The sequence below is a fragment of the Vibrio sp. RC586 genome (assembly GCF_000176715.1).
GTDB lineage: Bacteria > Pseudomonadota > Gammaproteobacteria > Enterobacterales > Vibrionaceae > Vibrio.
On record NZ_ADBD01000003.1, the window covers coordinates 80,649 to 99,254 of the forward strand.

The 18,606-nt window shown below is 47.5% G+C and carries 16 protein-coding genes, 5 tRNA genes and 1 pseudogene; 6 read left to right on the forward strand and 16 right to left on the reverse strand.

Annotation, left to right across the window (positions count from 1 at the left end; all coding sequences use genetic code 11):
• Position 1: 1 nt before the first annotated feature.
• A complete protein-coding gene (fkpA, locus tag VOA_RS16770) occupies positions 2–781 on the reverse strand; it encodes an FKBP-type peptidyl-prolyl cis-trans isomerase (RefSeq protein WP_000838236.1) in 780 nt (259 codons plus the stop codon).
• A 184-nt stretch (positions 782–965) separates the two neighbouring features.
• On the opposite strand from fkpA, the gene VOA_RS16765 reads away from it, so the two are divergent.
• Positions 966–1,901 (forward strand): WD40 repeat domain-containing protein, encoded by a 936-nt coding sequence (locus VOA_RS16765; protein WP_009355704.1) that lies wholly within the window; start codon positions 966–968, stop codon positions 1,899–1,901.
• 3 nt (positions 1,902–1,904) lie between these two features.
• The gene (locus tag VOA_RS16760; RefSeq protein ID WP_001186809.1) at positions 1,905–2,132 is read left to right on the forward strand and encodes a SlyX family protein; all 228 of its coding nucleotides are present in this window, start codon (positions 1,905–1,907) and stop codon (positions 2,130–2,132) included.
• Positions 2,133–2,162: 30 nt separating this feature from the next.
• Here the strand turns inward: VOA_RS16760 and VOA_RS16755 are convergent, their stop codons facing one another.
• The 9 genes from VOA_RS16755 to tsaE all read right to left on the reverse strand — a co-directional run bounded on the left by VOA_RS16755 (position 2,163) and on the right by tsaE (position 11,470).
• On the reverse strand, positions 2,163–2,351 hold the full coding sequence (locus VOA_RS16755; RefSeq protein WP_000084202.1) for a DUF2065 domain-containing protein: 189 nt from the start codon (positions 2,349–2,351) through the stop codon (positions 2,163–2,165).
• A gap of 56 nt (positions 2,352–2,407) precedes the next feature.
• Positions 2,408–3,388 (reverse strand): protease modulator HflC, encoded by a 981-nt coding sequence (gene hflC / locus VOA_RS16750; RefSeq protein ID WP_001228768.1) that lies wholly within the window; start codon positions 3,386–3,388, stop codon positions 2,408–2,410.
• 2 nt (positions 3,389–3,390) lie between these two features.
• Positions 3,391–4,581, reverse strand: coding sequence for an FtsH protease activity modulator HflK (hflK, locus tag VOA_RS16745; protein WP_000312463.1), 1,191 nt, complete (start codon positions 4,579–4,581; stop codon positions 3,391–3,393).
• A gap of 45 nt (positions 4,582–4,626) precedes the next feature.
• Complete coding sequence (gene hflX, locus VOA_RS16740) at positions 4,627–5,916, reverse strand: ribosome rescue GTPase HflX (RefSeq protein WP_000460368.1); 1,290 nt, start codon at positions 5,914–5,916, stop codon at positions 4,627–4,629.
• 32 nt (positions 5,917–5,948) lie between these two features.
• Entirely contained in the window at positions 5,949–6,212 is a 264-nt protein-coding gene (gene hfq / locus VOA_RS16735) for an RNA chaperone Hfq (RefSeq protein ID WP_001051872.1), read from the reverse strand.
• A 172-nt stretch (positions 6,213–6,384) separates the two neighbouring features.
• Complete coding sequence (gene miaA, locus VOA_RS16730; protein WP_000192301.1) at positions 6,385–7,332, reverse strand: tRNA (adenosine(37)-N6)-dimethylallyltransferase MiaA; 948 nt, start codon at positions 7,330–7,332, stop codon at positions 6,385–6,387.
• Positions 7,329–9,290: a DNA mismatch repair endonuclease MutL gene (mutL, locus tag VOA_RS16725; RefSeq protein ID WP_000155169.1), complete on the reverse strand. Its 1,962-nt coding sequence runs from the start codon at positions 9,288–9,290 to the stop codon at positions 7,329–7,331. The genes miaA and mutL overlap by 4 nt, the downstream gene beginning before the upstream one ends.
• Before the next feature lie 6 nt (positions 9,291–9,296).
• On the reverse strand, positions 9,297–11,012 hold the full coding sequence (locus VOA_RS16720) for an N-acetylmuramoyl-L-alanine amidase (RefSeq protein ID WP_000935809.1): 1,716 nt from the start codon (positions 11,010–11,012) through the stop codon (positions 9,297–9,299).
• Positions 11,006–11,470, reverse strand: coding sequence for a tRNA (adenosine(37)-N6)-threonylcarbamoyltransferase complex ATPase subunit type 1 TsaE (gene tsaE, locus VOA_RS16715; RefSeq protein WP_001085084.1), 465 nt, complete (start codon positions 11,468–11,470; stop codon positions 11,006–11,008). The genes VOA_RS16720 and tsaE overlap by 7 nt, the downstream gene beginning before the upstream one ends.
• Before the next feature lie 204 nt (positions 11,471–11,674).
• On the opposite strand from tsaE, the gene queG reads away from it, so the two are divergent.
• Positions 11,675–12,784 carry a tRNA epoxyqueuosine(34) reductase QueG gene (gene queG / locus VOA_RS16710; protein ID WP_000386254.1) on the forward strand — a complete coding sequence of 370 codons (1,110 nt, stop codon included), beginning with the start codon at positions 11,675–11,677 and terminating at the stop codon, positions 12,782–12,784.
• Positions 12,785–13,356: 572 nt separating this feature from the next.
• Here queG and VOA_RS16705 read toward each other — a convergent pair.
• From VOA_RS16705 to orn, 6 genes are all read right to left on the reverse strand, one after another.
• A tRNA-Met gene (locus VOA_RS16705) sits at positions 13,357–13,433 on the reverse strand.
• 41 nt (positions 13,434–13,474) lie between these two features.
• A tRNA-Met gene (locus VOA_RS16700) sits at positions 13,475–13,551 on the reverse strand.
• 41 nt (positions 13,552–13,592) lie between these two features.
• A tRNA-Met gene (locus VOA_RS0117185) sits at positions 13,593–13,669 on the reverse strand.
• Between the two features lie 61 nt (positions 13,670–13,730).
• Positions 13,731–13,806 (reverse strand) — tRNA-Gly (locus tag VOA_RS16695).
• Between the two features lie 158 nt (positions 13,807–13,964).
• Positions 13,965–14,040: transfer RNA gene (locus tag VOA_RS16690), tRNA-Gly, on the reverse strand.
• A 157-nt stretch (positions 14,041–14,197) separates the two neighbouring features.
• Positions 14,198–14,743 (reverse strand): oligoribonuclease, encoded by a 546-nt coding sequence (gene orn / locus VOA_RS16685; RefSeq protein WP_000010184.1) that lies wholly within the window; start codon positions 14,741–14,743, stop codon positions 14,198–14,200.
• Positions 14,744–14,868: 125 nt separating this feature from the next.
• Between orn and rsgA the strand changes: the two genes are divergently transcribed.
• From rsgA to VOA_RS16675, 3 genes and pseudogenes are all read left to right on the forward strand, one after another.
• Positions 14,869–15,930, forward strand: a complete 1,062-nt coding sequence (rsgA, locus tag VOA_RS16680; RefSeq protein WP_001075107.1) for a small ribosomal subunit biogenesis GTPase RsgA — start codon at positions 14,869–14,871, stop codon at positions 15,928–15,930.
• 95 nt (positions 15,931–16,025) lie between these two features.
• Positions 16,026–16,884 (forward strand): annotated as a pseudogene (gene asd, locus VOA_RS0117190) (archaetidylserine decarboxylase).
• Between the two features lie 207 nt (positions 16,885–17,091).
• Entirely contained in the window at positions 17,092–18,507 is a 1,416-nt protein-coding gene (locus VOA_RS16675) for an SLC13 family permease (protein ID WP_001142585.1), read from the forward strand.
• The last annotated feature ends 99 nt before the right edge of the window (positions 18,508–18,606 follow it).

An 18,606-nucleotide genomic window follows, 5' to 3' on the forward strand; every position in this document is an offset into this window, starting at 1 on the left:
GTTACTGGGTCGCATCTTTACCGTTTTCAATCTTCAGCAATTCCACTTCAAACACTAAGGTTGAGTTCGCTGGGATCGTTGGAGTATCTTGCTCACCGTAAGCCAGTTCAGGCGGAATAACCAGTTTGAATTTAGAGCCTACTGGCATCAATTGAACACCTTCTGTCCAGCCTGGGATCACACGATTAAGTGGGAACGTAGCTGGCTCGCCACGCTCATAGGAGCTGTCGAACTGAGTGCCATCCGTCAGAGTGCCTTTGTAGTGAACTTGTACGGTATCTGTATCTTTTGGCTTATCGCCTTCAGCCGGAGTCATCACTTGGTAAAGCAGGCCAGATTGAGTTTTCACTACGCCTTGCTCTTTCTCGAATTGGGCGCGGAATTCATCACCTTTCTTCTTATTTTCTGCTGCTTTTTCTGTCGCTTTCACTTGCATGGTTTCAGCAACACGCTTATCCAAAGCTTCAAGAGCTGCGCGTGTCTCTTCTTCACTCATTTCTGGATTACCAGCAAACACATGTTGAATACCTTTCAACACCAGATCTTTATTCAGATCAATACCAATTTCACTTGGTTTTTCAATGCTAGTCTTAAGGTAATTAGCAAACGACACACCAATCGCGTAAGCCGCTTTATCGTCTTCAGACTTAAATTCTACTGTTTTTGCTTCTGCCGCTTGTGCAGCCGGTGCAGTTTCCGTTTTTGGTGCTTCTTCTTTCTGGCAACCAACCGCGAGTATTACCGTCGCAGCCAGCAGTGACACTTTAAAAAGTGATTTCATCGAGGTCTCCAATTATGAGGTATTCCTTTTGGCGCTGTGCACAAAAACCAGCAACTCACTGGTGCACAACAAAGAGTTGTACCAATATAGCGGTATGTTTCATGATTGTCTTTACACAACAAACGGATAATTAGACTTGATGCGAAGAATTTATCAATCAATCTGCTACTTGCTTGTCATATTAATGTTAAGCGGATGTTTTTTTGCCGATCAAGCAGAACAACAATGGAACTTAGCCCCTGAAGGTTCTACGGCCTTTGGTTTAAGCCGAGATGGGCGCTTCGCATTAATTTATTCCAAACAACAGCAGCTCGTGTTGTGGGATCTGCAAGAAGACAAAAAACTGTCCGACTTAGGCGCACAAGATCCGCAGGCCAATCCCGTTTCCAAGATCCGGATTGCTGATACTGGACGCTATGCCATCACCGCTAGCCAAAATAACTTCGCGGTGTGGGATCTGGCTTGGACCCAAGCTAAAGGGCTTTGGTCGATTACCGATGGTCTGATCCGAGATGTGGATCTCTCCAGCGATGGTGAACAAGTATTACTGGGATTGACCAATGGCAAAGCCATTTACGTTGACTTAGTCAGCGGAAGACGCATGGAGTTCCTTGCTCACCGTGAAAAAGTGAATTCCGTGGCACTCTCCGCCAATGGACGTTATGCCTTGACGGGGGGAAACGATTATCGCGCTTACCTGTGGGATACCAAGACAGGGAAAATTCTTCGCCAATTTGATCATGAGCAACGCGTCAACCGAGTTGCGTTACAGAGAGAGGGCAAATTAGCATTTACTTCCGATGATGGTAATCAAGCGCTTATTTGGGATTTAACATCACAAAATAAGCCCATCCAACTGCGAAGTTTTAGACGGCAACTGGTTTTTTCTACCGCACGCTTTTCCGATAATGGTAAAAAATTAATCACAGGTACACCATCAGGACTCGTTGAAGTGTGGAGCAGCCAAGATGGAAAGAAAATCGCCAGCTTTGAATCAGCAACCAAAAAAGATAGCGGACCCGCACAAGCTGTCGTGTATGATGCCACCTTTGATACCCAGCACCGTGCCGTAGCAGGCAGCTCAGCAGGTATTGCTCAAGCTTGGCGTGTGGAGAACTGACAAATGCAACAATTATCGCTAACCCAACTTCAAGAACGTATTGAAGACTTAGAGTGCAAACTCGCTTTTCAAGAACAGACAATTGAAACCTTGAATGATTCTCTGACCCAGCAGCAGTTATTGATCACCAGAATGCAAGATCAAATGAAGTATGTGGTCGGGAAAGTCAGAAACATCGATACATCCAACCTCGCCGATCAGGCTCACGAAACCCCACCACCACATTACTAAACGGTCCAACGCCTACGTTAGCACGAGAACTCATCTGGCAAACACGTAGGCGATGACTGCTCCAGCAACCACCAAACACCCGCCGATACGGCGTAATTGATTGTCCGGTTGTAAACTCAATTGCGCCACCATCTGCCGCCACCCCCTCGGCGCCAATAATGGCCCCAAGCCTTCAACAATCAGCACTAAACCCAGTGCAACCCAAAGTGTCTGTGACATATTGACTCCAAATAACAAAGGCCCCTTACGGAGCCTTTTAAAAAGTGACGTTATGCTTACTTGGCTGCGGCGCCTTTGGCATTATTCATGTATTGGAAGAACTCACTGTTCGGATCCAACACCAGAATGTCATTTTTGCTATTGAACGATTTTTCGTAAGCGCGTAATGAACGCAGGAAGCTGAAAAACTCAGGATCTTTCTTGTAGGCATCCGAGTAAATCTTCGCGGCTTCTGCATCGGCGGTACCACGAGTAACACGCGCGGTTTTATCGGCTTCAGCAAGAATCGTGGCGACTTCAAGCTCTGCTTGAGCACGGATCACTTCCGCTTTTTCACGACCTTGTGAACGGTGCTTACGAGCTACTGATTCACGTTCAGCACGCATACGGCGATAAATTGATTCACTGATTTCATCTGGTAGGTTGATCTTCTTCATTCGGAAGTCGACCACGTACACCCCTAAATCCTTCATCGCACTTTCACGCGTATCGTTAAGCACTTCAGACATGATTTGATCACGCTGACCATCAATCTCAAGCGCTTCTTTCGCCGCTTCTGTGGTGACTTCAGAAGAATCTGAGTTTGCAGGTAATACCGCCACATTACGCGGGCCAGACACGATCTGCTTGATTTCACGCGCACCGATTTCAGAGCGCAATACGTCAGTCACTTTACGCTCCAACAGGGCTTCTGCGGTCAACGCATTACCACCACCGGTTGCCAAGTAGTATTGGCCAAAATCTTCAATACGCCACTTTACGTAGGTATCGATGATCACGTCTTTTTTCTCTGACGTCACAAAACGGTCTGAACGGCCATCCATGGTTTGAATACGCGCATCTAAGGTTTTCACACGGTCAAACAGTGGCATTTTAAAATGCAGGCCCGGTTCGTAAATCTTCGCCAGATCGTTATTGTCTTTCAACACTCGACCAAAACGGATCACGATGCCACGCTCACCTTCTGGGATCACAAACATCGACATCAATAATGCAGCGACAACCAAAACGATAGTAGGGATTAATAACTTACGCATTCTTAGTATCTCCCTTGACGTGTAGTGCTACGCGACTGAGTATCGGTGTTCGTTTCTGTCGTTTGCTGTGACTCAAGCTCAATCTGATCATACGATGATGACGATTTGCTTGGACGCGGCTCGGCCTTTTTACTGTCTTGACCGGCTAACTTATCAATCGGCAGATAAAGTAAGTTACCGCTCGATTCAGAATCAATCAGCACTTTCGAAGTGTTGCTATATACCTCTTCCATCGCATCCAAATAGAGACGATCGCGCGTCACTTTCGGCGCGGCTTGGTATTCTGGCAGCAGTTTTTCAAATTGAGCTACCTGACCGAGCGCTTCATTAATCGTACGCTCATTGTAACCTTGTGCTTCTTTCTTCAAACGCTCAGCACGACCCGTTGCTTTCGGCAAAATTTCGTTCTTGTACGCTTCGGCTTCACGAATGAAACGCTCTTCATCCTCACGCGCTGCAATCGCATCATCGAAAGCGTCTTTAACTTGCTCTGGTGGACGCGCCGACTGGAAGTTCACATCAACAATCATCAAGCCCATATCATAGCTATCAATGATTTGATTGAGTGTCTGCTGAGTGCTTTGGCGAATTTGCTGACGACCACTGGTCAGAATGCTGTCCATCAATGAATCACCAACCACTGCACGTAACGCAGAGTCAGTCGCTTGACGCAAGCTGTCATCCGCATTTGTCACTTGATACAAGTACTTATACGGATCTGAGATGCGATATTGCACATCCATCGAAACGGTCACCACGTTTTCATCTTTGGTCAGCATCAAACCCGATGCGCGCAGTGAACGAATCGCTTGTACGTTAACTGGGGTCACTTCATCAATAAAGCGCGGACGCCAGTTCAAACCTGGATCAACAATGCGGTCATATTTGCCAAGGCGTAGAACAACACCACGCTCTGCTTCACCAATGGTATAGAAGCCAGTGAAGAACCATACCGCAGCAGCAATAGCAGCAATCACGCCAAAACCAATCGCGCCACCACCCGTCAGCGAAGGCCCTTTACCACCTTTGCCACCAAATTTCCCACCCAGCTTTTGACTCAGCTTATTAAACACTTCGTCTAAATCAGGGGGACCTTGATCTCGGCCACCTTTGTTACCGCGATTGTTGTTCCCCCATGGGTCATTATCGCGGCCATTATTGCCGTTATTATTACCAGGCTCATTCCACGCCATTAGAAAACTCCATCATTTGATATGACGTTATACTCTAGCAGTCCTTTAAGTAACTATAAAGTCACATAAATCTGCTTGCTCTCGTTTTTCTAGTCTAGCCCAATCGACCTGTTGCATCCGCACAGTGATCAGTAAATTGCCTTCCGGATCATACTCTTCCTGTTGAATGCAGTTCATTTGGAAGAATGTGCTACGGATACGTCCTTGATGTCGCGGCGGAATACGTAGATTGTGCTCCACCACTTGGCTTGCCAAACGTTCACTCAATGCTTCAAAGAGTAATTCAATACCGGTTCCCTGCATGGCAGAGATCCACACGATCTTCGGAACGCCTTCATCATCCCGCTCAATACGCGGTGTTTGCTCTTCCAGATTATCGATTTTGTTCATCACCAACAGCGTTGGGACTTCATGGGCATCGATTTCCTGCAAAACAGTCTCTACCGCTTGGATATTCTCACGAAAGCGTTCATCACTGGCATCAACAACATGTAACAAAATGTCAGCTTCTTGTGTCTCTTGTAACGTCGCTTTAAAAGCCGCGACAAGATCATGCGGAAGATGACGAATAAAACCCACCGTATCGGCTAGTACCGCTGGGCCAACATCCGCCAGATCGATTTTACGCAAGGTAGGATCGAGCGTTGCGAACAGCTGATCCGCTGCATACACACCAGCTTCAGTGATTCGGTTAAACAGGGTTGATTTCCCTGCGTTGGTATAACCCACCAACGAGATGGTTGGAATTTCTGCACGGCTACGAGCACGGCGCCCTTGTTCACGCTGTTTGGCCACTTTTTCTAAGCGGCGCAAAATCGCTTTAATTCGTTCACGCAGTAAACGTCTGTCTGTTTCAAGCTGAGTTTCACCCGGCCCACGTAAACCAATCCCACCTTTTTGTCTTTCTAAGTGCGTCCAGCCACGAATTAAGCGAGTAGAGATATGGCGCAACTGAGCCAACTCGACTTGTAGCTTGCCTTCATGGGTACGAGCACGTTGAGCAAAAATATCAAGGATAAGGCCTGTGCGATCAATCACACGACACTGGCATAGTCTTTCGAGGTTACATTCTTGGGCAGGAGAAAGAGCATGGTTAAAAATCACCACGTTAGCACCGTGCATTTGCACTGCTTCAGCGATTTCTTGGGCTTTGCCCTCACCAACAAAATATTTAGGGTGAGGGGTTTGACGACTGCCTGTTACGACATGCAGTGTAGTCACCCCTGCGGAAGAGATAAGCATTTTACATTCGCTCAGATCTTCCCACTCACCCCGTTGCGTGAAGTTGACATGAACAAGTACGGCTCGCTCACCGGCTTCATAACGGTCAAACAAGCGATCAACTCCTTAAGTTATTGTGCAAAGAATTATTCTTCAGACTTCTCTGCTGGACGATCTGATGCTGGGCGGTCGCCGCTGTGGTGACTCACTGGACGAGCAGGAACCACAGTAGAAATCGCGTGCTTGTAAACCATTTGGTTTACCGTGTTCTTCAGCAGGATCACAAATTGATCAAATGATTCAATCTGGCCTTGCAGCTTGATGCCGTTGACAAGGTAGATAGAAACTGGGATACGTTCACGACGTAGTGCATTCAGAAATGGGTCTTGTAGAGATTGCCCCTTAGCCATTTTATTTTTTCCTTATTTTGTCTTTTCTAGTAATTATTTAGCTAGCGGTGCAGCAGAATTATATGCAGCCTTGCATCTGAGCTAAACGAATCAAAATCCCCGTTGCTACCGATGCTCAACAGAGTACCAATAGCGGATCCTTTCCGGGGTACATCACGCAAAAGCGATCACATTATACACAGCTTATTTCGTTGGACGCTATCGCATTCGAGAGTGTTTCAACGGCTTGATCAACGTTTTCGCTATCTAACCAAGTTAAATCATCCCAGCTGCGTAACCAGGTGATCTGTCGCTTGGCCAATTGACGGGTGGCGCAGATTCCACGATAGATCGCTTCGTCTAAGGTGCCGTGACCGTCTAAGTAATCCCACATCTGTCGGTAACCGACGCAGCGAATAGAAGGAAGATCCGGATGAAGATCGTCTCTGGCATATAATGCTTTAACCTCTTCTTCAAACCCTGATTCGACCATCTTCTCAAAACGAAGTTCAATCCGACGATGGAGTTCTGCCCTTTCCTTGGGAGCAATTGCAAACTGCAGCACCCGATAAGGAATTGCTTCCCCTTTGGTTTGCGTCAGTTCAGTAAGAGTTTTACCTGAAATTCGATAAACTTCCAATGCTCGCGACAATCTTTGTGGATCATTGGGATGAATTCGCTGTGCTGAGACGGGATCAATCTGTTGCAGTTGATCATGTAACGCCTGCCAGCCTAGCGTTTCCGCTTCCAGTTCGATCTGCTGGCGAATCACGGGATCCGCGGCAGGTAGTGGTGATAACCCTTCGAGTAAGGCTTTAAAGTAGAGCATTGTGCCTCCCACCAACAGTGGGATTTTGCCCTGAGCGACGATATCCGCCATCTCTTTTAATGCATCACGACGAAAATCGGCAGCCGAATACGCTTCACTCGGATCGAGAATATCGATCAAACGGTGTGGTGCAAGTGCTAACTCTTGAGCATCGGGTTTTGCGGTGCCTATGTCCATCCCTCGATAAATCAGTGCCGAGTCGACGCTGATGATCTCCACCGGATATTTCTGACGTAAGCGAATGGCTAAATCCGTTTTGCCAGAGGCCGTTGGGCCCATTAAGAAGAGGGCGAGAGGTAACTTTTGAGTCATGAGTGTAATGCTGTAATTGAGGCGGAAAAATCCACCAAAGTAATAAAATGCGGGTCTTGTAAAGGCAAGTTGCCTTGCCAGAGCTGCTCCAGCTCTGCGATCAAGCCGATCGCCTCGGCTAAAGTGTAGTCTCTTTTTTCTACAACGATGCGTTGAGTTAACCAATCGGCCAACGCTTGATGGCTCAAGGCTTGGCTTTCCGAGCAACTCGCCGCGTAAGATAACAGATCCGGCAGCAATTGCTGTAAATTTTGCTGGCGCAGCGGCTGCGGAACCGCCATCACCATAATGCTGTGATTGGTACGCGTTTTCAGTTCAATCCCCAGTTGCAACAAGGCCGATGAGTGACGCTGCACGACTTGCCATTCCAGTTCACTCAGTTTTAGCGCAAGTGGCACAAGCAGTGGCTGTGCTTTCAGCGCACCATGCTGAGCATTGAGTAACCCGCGCAGTTTGAATTGCTGAGCTTGGTATAGCGAGATAAGCACACAGCCTTGTGGGCTACTCATCAACAGATACTGCCCCGCCACCACTTGAATAGCCTTGCCCAGTTTTTCTATCGTGATACCCGCTTGCTCTTTTCTAATTACAGAAAGGTTAGTAGAGGCAGCGTGAGGCACCTCATCAGGCAAATCGGGAGTTTGCATCAAGGTTTGATAAACCTCGACCTCTTTTTTACTCACGGATACTGAGCCGAATTTTTCCTTGTTCGAACCGGCAGGCTTTGGTGAAGCAACCCACGGATTGGCGGCAGCGCGTTCTCTCAGCTGATAATTCTCGCTCTCACCTTCAGGGTTATCGCGCGCAACTTTGCGTGGATAATCAGGCGAACTTTGCACGGCTTGCCACACTCTGTCTGGCACGGATGTTTCTATCGCTATCGGTTCAACCGTATCAGCAACCTCTTCCGCCTGTGATGAATGGAAGGCGCCTTCATTCACTGCAGGTGCAATCACTTGCTCGCTTTGTACCAACGCACTGCTTAATGCTTGGTAAATGAAATCGTGAACGAGGCGTGCTTGATGGAAGCGCACTTCATGTTTGGCCGGATGCACGTTGACATCCACTTGATGAGGATCGAGCTCAATAAACAAAACATAGGTGGCAAATTGATCGGCACGTAAGCTGGTTTCGTAACTTTGTCGAATCGCGTGATTGATAAGCTTATCGCGCATCATCCGGCCATTTACGTAACAGTATTGCAGATCGCTCTGCTGACGCGCGCCTTCAGGTGTGGTGATCCAACCATGCAGTTTAAGGCCTTGGTGTTCTAACTCAATGCGCAGCATATGCTGCACAAACGAGTTGCCACACACCGCAGCTAAACGTTTTTCCTGCTGCGGTAAAGTCGTTGCGGCGCGATACTGACGCACGATTTTGCCGTTATGGCGCAAGGTAAAGCTAACATCAAAGCGGCTCAGCGCAATCCGCTTGAGCAGCTCATCGATATGAGTAAATTCGGTTTTTTCGGTACGCAGAAATTTACGCCGCGCGGGAGTATTGAAGAACAGATCCAGCACTTCCACTGTCGTACCTACTGGATGAGCAGCAGGTTGTAACTTCACCGCCATATCGCGGCCTTCACTGTAGGCCGACCATGCCTCCTCTTGAGTCACGGTGCGCGATGTCAGCATCAAACGAGATACAGAGCTGATACTTGCTAACGCTTCACCACGAAAACCAAGGCTCATGATCGCTTCCAGATCATCCAGTGTATGGATTTTAGAGGTCGCGTGACGGCTCAGCGCCAACCCCAGCTCCTCTTTATCAATTCCAGAGCCATTATCTCGGATACGAATGAGCTTCGCGCCACCCTTCTCGATGTCGATATCGATCCGAGTCGCTCCTGCATCAAGGCTGTTTTCCACCAGCTCTTTCACCACCGAAGCGGGTCTTTCTACTACTTCACCAGCTGCAATCTGGTTGGCTAAGCGAGCCGGTAGAATTTGGATCGTCATAATCGGTTATTTATTCGGGATAATCAGTTGCTGCCCCACCAACAGTTGGTCAGAGCGCAGCTGGTTGGCTTGGCGAATGCTATCAATGCTGACATTGTATTGATCGGCAATTTTGCTCAGGTATTCACCACGCTGTACTTTGTGCTTACGCAGCGGTTTATCTTTCAAACTCACGGTTATTTTCAGCTTCTGCCCGAGCACCAAAGTATCCGATTTTAAATTGTTCTCTTTTTTGATCGAGGCCACTGACACTTTATAGGTACTAGAAAGCTTGCCAAGAAAATCACCGGATTTGACCACATGAGTAATGGTTTCAGTTTCTACCGGATTACTCACCGTAGGAACTGGGATTGGCGTCTGGGCTCCCGGAATAGTCAACCATTGCCCAACCGTGATCGTCGAGGATTTAAGTTGGTTGGCCTGCTTTAGCGCATCCACACTCACACCATATTGATTGGCGATCAGTCCGATTGACTCACCACGCTGCACTTTGTGCTTCTGCACTTTACCACGATTGGCAAATCGGGTGCCTTCTGGGGGATTATCTTCAAAATACTGAACAATCGCCGTGGCTAATGCACGGGCTAACTTATCTTGATGGGTACGTTGAAACAGCAGTTTTTCTTCTGAGGGGTTGGAGATAAACCCAGTTTCAACCAACACTGAGGGAATGTCCGGTGATTTTAACACCGCCAAACTCGCGTTCACAGGTTCCGCTTTATGCAAATGAGCGACTTTACCCATTTCACGCAAAATATTCGAGGCGACTTTATACCCTTCTTTCTGTGAGTGGCTAAATTGCAGATCCAACAAAGTTTGGCTGACGTTGCGATCGTTATTGGCTTTCGATAACACTTCTCCGGCCCCACCGAGCAATTCAGATTGCTGCTCATGGTTTTCAACCCAACGGGCAATTTCGGTATTGGCACGGCGAGTATTGAGCACAAACACCGAACCACCACGAGGCTGCGGTGTATGGAAAGCATCCGCATGCACCGAAACCAACAGATGTGCTTTACTGCTACGGGCAATTTCTGTGCGTTTATTGAGATTCACAAAATAGTCACCACGGCGAGTTAGTACCGCTTTCATCCCCGGTACCGCATTGATTTGATCAGCCAGTTTTTTCGAAACACTGAGGGTGACATCCTTCTCGTATTTGCGCGTTGGGCCGATTGAACCAGGATCCTCACCACCATGCCCAGCATCAATTGCCACCACAATGTCATCATTGCCTTGTAGTTGAGAAGCATCTTTGCTGACTTGCGCCGCAGAGGAATTTGATGTACTTGGTGAGCTGGTCTCTGCTGCTTTGCCATGTGGCATATCTACGACAAGGCGATGCCCATATTGTCCACCAGGAGTGGGGGCCAGTTTGAATAAGGCTGGGGTAGTGTTCTGTTTCAGTTCAAACACTAGGCGAAACGTGCCTTTTTCAGGAGGAGAAGAAGCCCGAATCTTAGATAGAACTCCACTTTCCGTGACATTGACGGGTAGCTTAGCGCGAGAAGACGTTTGCTTAAGATCGATCACCAAGCGATCAGGGGAGCTCAACACAAAGTAGCTATAGTCCACTTCAGATTTAACGTCTAAAACCACCCGCGTTTCATCAGGAGATGGCCAAACACGGGCTCCTTCTAAAACATTAGCCCACGTTTGCGGCGCCAATGTAAATAGAACAAGTCCACAGAGTAAGAATACAAAACGGCTAACGTTCAACATAACTCCAACTGGCTCAATAGTTCGCATCCATAGTCATTATTGGCAGTCAGCGTTGCGATCCGCTGCTCACCGTCATAGCGCAAATCAAGATCAAGATCCGCATGGGGTAAAAGTCCATGCCCTTTTTCTGGCCATTCAACCAAGCAAATCGCATCCGTAGAAAAGTAATCGCGGATACCCATAAATTCGAGCTCTTCCGGATCCGCCAAACGATACAGATCAAAGTGATAAACCTGCCATTCACCTAGCTGATAGGGTTCAACCAGTGCATAGGTGGGGCTTTTGACATTGCCGTTGTGGCCTAATGCCCGAATAAAACCGCGGCTAAATGTCGTTTTTCCCGCGCCAAGATCACCATGCAGATAAAGTGTGGTTTGTTGCGAACAAATAGCGGCTAACGCTCGGCCTAGTTCAATAGTGGCTTGTTCATCTTTCAGGGAAAAAATCTTGCTATTCATTACACTTTTCTCGACAAGGTCGTCATTGACTATAAAGAAATCAAAAGAACAGGAATAGTAAACTGGGTTGGAATTGAGAGACAAGATCTGTTCTGTTAACAAAGCGAAAAATATCCATGATCCCGTAAGATCTCGCCGTGATTAATGCTAGATGCAGAAAAGAAGATCCGCTAAGATCCTCGCCCCTTTCCGTGAGAACGCCTGATGGACTATCAATTACTCGCAAATCAGATCAAACAATGGGCGATCGAACTCGGCTTTGAAAAAGTCGGAATTTGTGACATCGACTTGAGCGAACACGAACAAGCTTTGCAACGTTGGTTAGATGCAGGCTACCACGGTGAGATGGATTGGATGGCCAGACATGGCATGATGCGCGCACGCCCAGCGGAGCTTCTGCCAGGCACAGTGCGTATTATCACTGCACGTATTAATTATTTACCACCTCAAGCCCAGTTTGCTTCTAACTTAAGTGATCCTAACCAAGCTTATATCAGCCGTTACGCTTTGGGACGTGATTACCATAAGCTTGTTCGGAACCTGCTCAAAAAACTGGGAGAAAAGATCGAACAAGAAATAGGGCAATTGGGTTACCGCCCTTTTGTTGACTCCGCCCCGATTCTTGAGCGCCCTCTCGCACAAAAAGCGGGATTAGGTTGGACGGGGAAACATTCGCTTATCTTGGATAACGAGAACGGGTCTTGGTTCTTCTTGGGGGAGCTACTGGTTGATATTTCATTACCGGTTGATGAACCGAGCGATAATCAATGCGGCAAGTGCACAGCTTGTATTACAAGCTGCCCAACCAACGCCATTGTGGCAGAAGGTGTCGTTGATGCGCGACGGTGTATCTCCTATCTGACCATCGAATTTGATGGTGTGATCCCTCTTGAATTTCGGTCAGCCATGGGCAACCGAATTTACGGATGTGATGACTGCCAACTCGTTTGCCCTTGGAATCGCTTTGCCCCTATAACTCAGCAAAGTGACTTCCATCGCCGACAGAGCCTGAACAATGCAGATTTAGTGATGTTATTTGAATGGGATGAAGCGACCTTTCTGAAAAATATGGAAGGTTCTCCTATCCGCCGAATCGGCCATCAGCAGTGGCGGCGCAATCTGATCATCGCGATGGGAAATGCACCATACTCTCCGCGTATTGTCGATACACTCCAGCAATATCTAGGGCAAAGTGGACTGCTTGACGAGCATATTCACTGGGCTTTAACTGAACAACACCACAAAACATCCGTTTCGCGTCAACATACACGCTTGATTCGCATCATTGAAAAAGGGCTCCCAAGAGATGCGTGAGCAAGTAACTTACATAAGCAGAGAAAGGATTGTTTGATGCCCATCCCAATTTGCGCAGTGTGGACAACATTTTTAATCAGACGCTGTTTTCTATCGTCAAAGAAAGTTAATCACAGCCTAGGTAAATGACTAGGATCAATTTTTGGTAAGGTAATGATCTTAAAGTCGAATTCTCACCTTACATAAAAACAAAAAAAATCAAACAAAAACAATATCTTACACGACAATCTTTTAATATCACTTCAATGAAGGCGAGCAAAGATCCTTAAGCAAGTCAACTAGAAATATTTAGATTCAGAGTTTATCAACTATTTTATCCACAGTTTTTTTTTGTGGATAAGTCTGTTAATGAAGAGAGCAATGCAAGCAAATACCGATACTCAACAAGAGTTGATCGGATAAGCTTAACAAGTAATTAGACATAGATGAGTATGAACAAAATTAAGCAGATGCTTAATAAATTACCCACTAGGGATGATGCTTCACAGCATTATAGAAGAGCCTTAGCAAAGTGCTAAGTGATCTAAAAAGAAAAATCTGCGCATAAGCACAGTCTCTCTTTTTTAAAGAATTGGTTGCGGGAGCTGGATTTGAACCAACGACCTTCGGGTTATGAGCCCGACGAGCTACCAAGCTGCTCCATCCCGCGTCCATATGTGTCACTGTTAAGCACAATGAGAGCTTTTAAATTGGTTGCGGGGGCCGGATTTGAACCGACGACCTTCGGGTTATGAGCCCGACGAGCTACCAAGCTGCTCCACCCCGCGTCCGTATGTGTCACTGTTAAGCACAGTGAAGGCTTTAAATTTGGTTGCGGGAGCTGGATTTGAACCAACGACCTTCGGGTTATGAGCCCGACGAGCTACCAAGCTTGCTCATCCCGCGTCCATATATATCGCTAAACGCAATAAAACTTTTCTTCAGTTTTCTGGGGTATGGTAGAAACTGGAGCGACACACGAGGTTCGAACTCGTGACCTCAACCTTGGCAAGGTTGCGCTCTACCAACTGAGCTAGTGTCGCATTTCATCGTTAAGTACGATGACAACTATCAATTTGGAGCGACACACGAGGTTCCCTTCTTTAAAACAAAAAGGCGTGACCTCAACCTTGATAAGGTTTGCTCATCAACTGAGCGAGTATGGCGCACTTCATCGTTGAGTACGATGACAACTTAAATGTGGAGCGACACACGAGGTTCGAACTGGTGACCTCAACCTTGGCAAGGTTGCGCTCTACCAACTGAGCTAGTGTCGCATCAACAACGTTTTCCGTTGTTTAGGGCTGCGAATTATAAGTGCATTTTCTTGTGATGCAAGAGCTTCTCGTGAAAAAAACTCTTTTTTTTTCGCCTGCCGAAAAAGCACGCAAGATGTCGAACTATTGTGCTCTTCAAGCGTTTGAAAGCACCATTTTAAATCTTGAATACCGCCTTACGATAGAACTGAAGCTCGGCGATCGATTCTCGAATATCATCCAAAGCAAGGTGGCTACCTGTTTTACTGAACTCTTTCAGCACTTCCGGTTGCCAACGACGAGTCAACTCTTTGATGGTACTGACATCGATATAACGATAATGGAAGTACGCTTCCAAACGCGGCATATGCTTGTAAAGGAAACGTCGGTCTTGACCAATACTGTTGCCACAAATCGGTGATTTCCTCTCCGGCACCCACTGCTTTAAAAACGCGAGCGTTTGATCTATGGCTTGTTCTTCGCTGACTTGGCTGGCACGCACTCGTGCCACCAAGCCACTCGCGGTGTGAGTTGTGGTACACCACTCATCCATTTTGGCGAGTTCTGATTCTGGTTGATGAATCGCAATCACTGGGCCTTCGGCTAAAATATTTAACTCACTGTCAGTAACAATGGTCGCCATCTCAATGATTTTGTGCGTTTCAGGATCGAGTCCTGTCATCTCTAAATCAATCCAAATCAGATTCTGGTCGCTAAAAGACATAATGGTGCGCCTATAGGGGTTTATTCACAAAAGAGGTACTATACCCAAATTCAGATCGACAGGATACGTATCAAATTGAGATTTGGTACGCCATTTAATATCCAGCAGAGAGTAAGTAGAACACTGTGGCAAAAAAGAAAAAGCTCACACACGGTCAAGTTCGCCGAGTTAGACACAACCAAAATAAGAAACTCAAGCAAGAAGAAGCCATCGTTTGGGATGAAACCTTATTGGGCAATGCTCAACAAGGGTTGGTGATCACTCGCTTTGGCCAACATGCCGATATTGAAGACCCAGCGACAGGCGAAATTCATCGCTGTAACCTGCGCCGTGGTATAGAAAGCCTCGTGTCTGGCGATAAAGTGCTGTGGCGTCCCGGCGCAGAAACGCTTGCGGGCATTTCTGGTGTCGTTGAGGCAGTCGAAACACGCAGCTCCATCTTGGTACGCCCTGACTATTACGATGGCCTCAAGCCCGTTGCGGCAAACGTGGATCAAATGGTGATCGTATCATCCGTATTGCCAGAGCTCTCTCTGAATATTATTGATCGCTACTTGATCGCCTCTGAAACCTTGGGCATTGCTCCACTCATCGTGCTGAACAAAATTGATTTGCTTAGCCCCGAGCTGCGTGAGCAATACACCACATGGTTAAATGATTACCGCGCGATTGGCTATGACGTGCTGTACGTCAGTAAGAAAACCGGTGAAGGGATTGCAGATCTTGAAGTGAAACTGCGCGATCGCACTAACGTGTTTGTCGGTCAATCGGGGGTTGGCAAATCTAGCTTAGTCAATGCACTACTTCCTGAGCTGGAAGAAGATGTGGAAGAAGGCGCGATTTCTGAAACGTCTGGTTTAGGCCAACACACCACCACCGCCGCTCGACTCTATCACATTCCAAGTGGCGGTAATTTGATTGACTCTCCCGGAGTGCGTGAGTTTGGTTTATGGCATTTAGAAAGCGATGATGTCACCAAAGCTTATGTCGAGTTTCGCCCTTATTTAGGAGGCTGCAAATTCCGTGATTGCAAACATGGGGATGACCCCGGTTGCTTGCTGCGTGCCGCAGTAGAAAAAGGCGAAATCAGCGCTCTGCGTTTCGACAATTACCATCGTATTGTGCTGAGCATGACGGAAAACAAAGCCAATCGACAGTATTCGCGCAGCAAAAAAGCCGATCTGTAAGAGCAAATTGTTAGCAAGTTTAGAGCATCTACTGACAGAAGGCGCGATTTTCAGTAACATCTCGCGCCCATCACTAATGTATTGGAATGTAAACCATGGATAAGATTAAAGTTGGACTGCAATATTGGATTCCACAACATGGCCTGACCCGCTTGGTTGGCAAGTTGGCGTCTGCGCGGGCAGGCAGCCTAACCACGGCCATCATCCGCTGGTTCATCAAGCAATATAACGTCAATATGGACGAGGCACTGCACTCTGATCCGGCCCACTTCAAGACGTTTAATGAATTTTTTGTGCGTGAGCTAAAAGCTGGCGTGCGTCCTATCGCGGAAGGCGAAAAGGTGATCACTCATCCTGCCGATGCGTGCGTGAGCCAGTTTGGTGCTATCGAAGACGGCAAACTGATCCAAGCGAAAGGCCCACACGTTTTCAGCCCAAGAACTGCTCGGTGGTGATGCCAAACTTGCGGAAGAGTTCCGTGATGGGGATTTTGCCACTTTGTATCTCTCTCCACGTGATTACCACCGCGTACATATGCCTTGTGATGGCACGTTACGCCAAATGATCTACGTACCGGGCGATCTATTCTCTGTGAACCCTCTGACCGCGGAAAATGTACCGAACCTGTTTGCTCGCAATGAGCGTGTGGTGTGTATTTTCGATACTGAATTTGGCCCAATGGCACAAGTGCTGGTTGGCGCCACAATTGTCGGCAGTATTGAACTGGTTTGGGCAGGCACCGTGACTCCGCCACGTGGTAACACCGTGTATCGTTGGGACTACCCAGCTAACGGCAACCAAGCTGTGGTTCTGAAAAAAGGCGAAGAGATGGGTCGCTTTAAACTGGGCTCCACCGTGATCAACCTGTTTGCCAAGCAAGCCATTCGCTTTGATGACAGCATGGTGCTGAGTGCACCAACTCGTATGGGTGAGCCTTACGCACACCAAGCTTAATATACGATTTGGAGTTACAGCCAACACCGCTGCGGGTTCAAGTAGGAAGACTCAACATCCCAGCTTCGGCTGGGATGTTGTCTTTTGAAGCTCGCCACACATCTGTACTGTCATCCACTGTAAAAGATAAAAATTTAACCGCCCTCTAAGACCCCTATTTTTCAATCGCTTACTCTAGGCTTTCAATCCAGCGAAGAGGAAGTGCCAATGCCAACACTGGAACGAGGTATGCTCGTCAAACTCCTGATCTGTTTCTTACTGCCATTAGGCGTACTGATGATGCCGATTGATGCGATCCCCATTCAAGATCTCACCTTGGTTCAACACCGTTTACTCGCTATTTTTCTTCTTGCCGCACTACTGTGGGTGTTGGAACCTGTTCCTGTGTTTGCCACGTCGATCCTGATCATAGCCCTTGAACTCGTCATGATCTCCGATAAAGGCTTGCATGGTTTTCGAGTGCCAGACCCTCAGCATCCGCTCGGCGAGCTCCTTAAATACACCGATATTTTCAGTGCGTTTTCCTCTCCCATTATCATTTTGTTTATGGGTGGTTTTGCCTTAGCGATTGCCGCATCTAAATATGAATTAGATAACAACCTAGCACGCGTGTTGCTCAAACCTTTTGGCCATCAGCCTAAATACATCATGCTCGGTTTAATGTTGATTACCTCGGTTTTCTCAATGTTTATGTCCAATACAGCGACCACCGTGATGATGTTGGCGCTGCTGGGTCCTATTGTCGCCTCAGCCCCCAAAGGGGATTTAGGCATCAAAGCTCTGGTGCTGTGCATTCCGATTGCAGCCAACACAGGGGGCATCGCAACCCCGATCGGCACGCCACCTAATGCCATTGCATTGCAGTATTTAACTGGAGCAAACAGCATTGATTTTCTGTCATGGATGATGATGGGATTGCCGTTTGTACTGGTACAGCTGACGATTGCTTGGTTCTTACTGCAAAAGCTTTTCCCCTCCTCACAAGCCACAATGACCTTGAAACTCAAAGGCGAATTTCAACGCGGCTGGCGAGCCATACTGGTCTACATCACGTTTGCTTTAACCATAGTGCTGTGGATGACTACTACATGGCACGGCATGAACACTTATGTGGTGGCGATTATTCCACTGGCCGTGTTCACCCTCACTGGCATCATGGGCAAAGAAGAACTGAAACAGATCAACTGGGATGTGCTTTGGTTAGTCGCCGGTGGGATCGCGATTGGCATCGGCCTTGAACAAACGGGACTCGCCCAAGCATTAGCACACGCCATCGATTATCAATCTCTCTCACCTATGCTGATTGTGATTGCTCTTTCGTTGGTGTGCTGGCTGATGGCTAACTTTATGTCTAACACGGCGACTGCCAACTTGATCATGCCGATTGCCGCTGCGATTGGTACTTCGATGAGTAGCCTTGAGCAAGTCGGCGGCTTACAAGCATTGTTAGTCGTGGTGGCTTTTTCTGCGTCACTGGGAATGATTTTGCCCGTTTCGACACCACCAAACTCACTCGCTTACTCAACGGGGCTTATCGAAAGCAAGGATATGGCCAAAACTGGCTTAGTCATTGGGGTGATTGGGCTTGGCATCGTCTATCTTATGGTATTCCTACTCGGATAAAGCACCGCTATCCCCCTCTCTTTCACAGCTTGTCATCACTCTCGAGATGGCAAGCTGTGAACCTTCTAATCGCACTGAAATTGCTTTTGTCTTCCTGAT

Bases quoted from the DNA above. Each gene is read 5' to 3' on its own strand.
- hfq (WP_001051872.1), bottom strand. From the start codon at position 6,212: ATGGCTAAGGGGCAATCTCTACAAGACCCATTTCTGAATGCACTACGT.
- mutL (WP_000155169.1), bottom strand. From the start codon at position 9,290: ATGACGATCCAAATTCTACCGGCTCGCTTAGCCAACCAGATTGCAGCT.
- hflC (WP_001228768.1), bottom strand. From the start codon at position 3,388: ATGCGTAAGTTATTAATCCCTACTATCGTTTTGGTTGTCGCTGCATTA.
- VOA_RS16760 (WP_001186809.1), top strand. From the start codon at position 1,905: ATGCAACAATTATCGCTAACCCAACTTCAAGAACGTATTGAAGACTTA.
- VOA_RS16720 (WP_000935809.1), bottom strand. From the start codon at position 11,012: ATGTTGAACGTTAGCCGTTTTGTATTCTTACTCTGTGGACTTGTTCTA.
- hflK (WP_000312463.1), bottom strand. From the start codon at position 4,581: ATGGCGTGGAATGAGCCTGGTAATAATAACGGCAATAATGGCCGCGAT.
- fkpA (WP_000838236.1), bottom strand. From the start codon at position 781: ATGAAATCACTTTTTAAAGTGTCACTGCTGGCTGCGACGGTAATACTC.
- queG (WP_000386254.1), top strand. From the start codon at position 11,675: ATGGACTATCAATTACTCGCAAATCAGATCAAACAATGGGCGATCGAA.
- VOA_RS16765 (WP_009355704.1), top strand. From the start codon at position 966: ATGTTAAGCGGATGTTTTTTTGCCGATCAAGCAGAACAACAATGGAAC.
- VOA_RS16675 (WP_001142585.1), top strand. From the start codon at position 17,092: ATGCCAACACTGGAACGAGGTATGCTCGTCAAACTCCTGATCTGTTTC.
- VOA_RS16755 (WP_000084202.1), bottom strand. From the start codon at position 2,351: ATGTCACAGACACTTTGGGTTGCACTGGGTTTAGTGCTGATTGTTGAA.
- orn (WP_000010184.1), bottom strand. From the start codon at position 14,743: ATGTCTTTTAGCGACCAGAATCTGATTTGGATTGATTTAGAGATGACA.
- tsaE (WP_001085084.1), bottom strand. From the start codon at position 11,470: ATGAATAGCAAGATTTTTTCCCTGAAAGATGAACAAGCCACTATTGAA.
- miaA (WP_000192301.1), bottom strand. From the start codon at position 7,332: ATGACTCAAAAGTTACCTCTCGCCCTCTTCTTAATGGGCCCAACGGCC.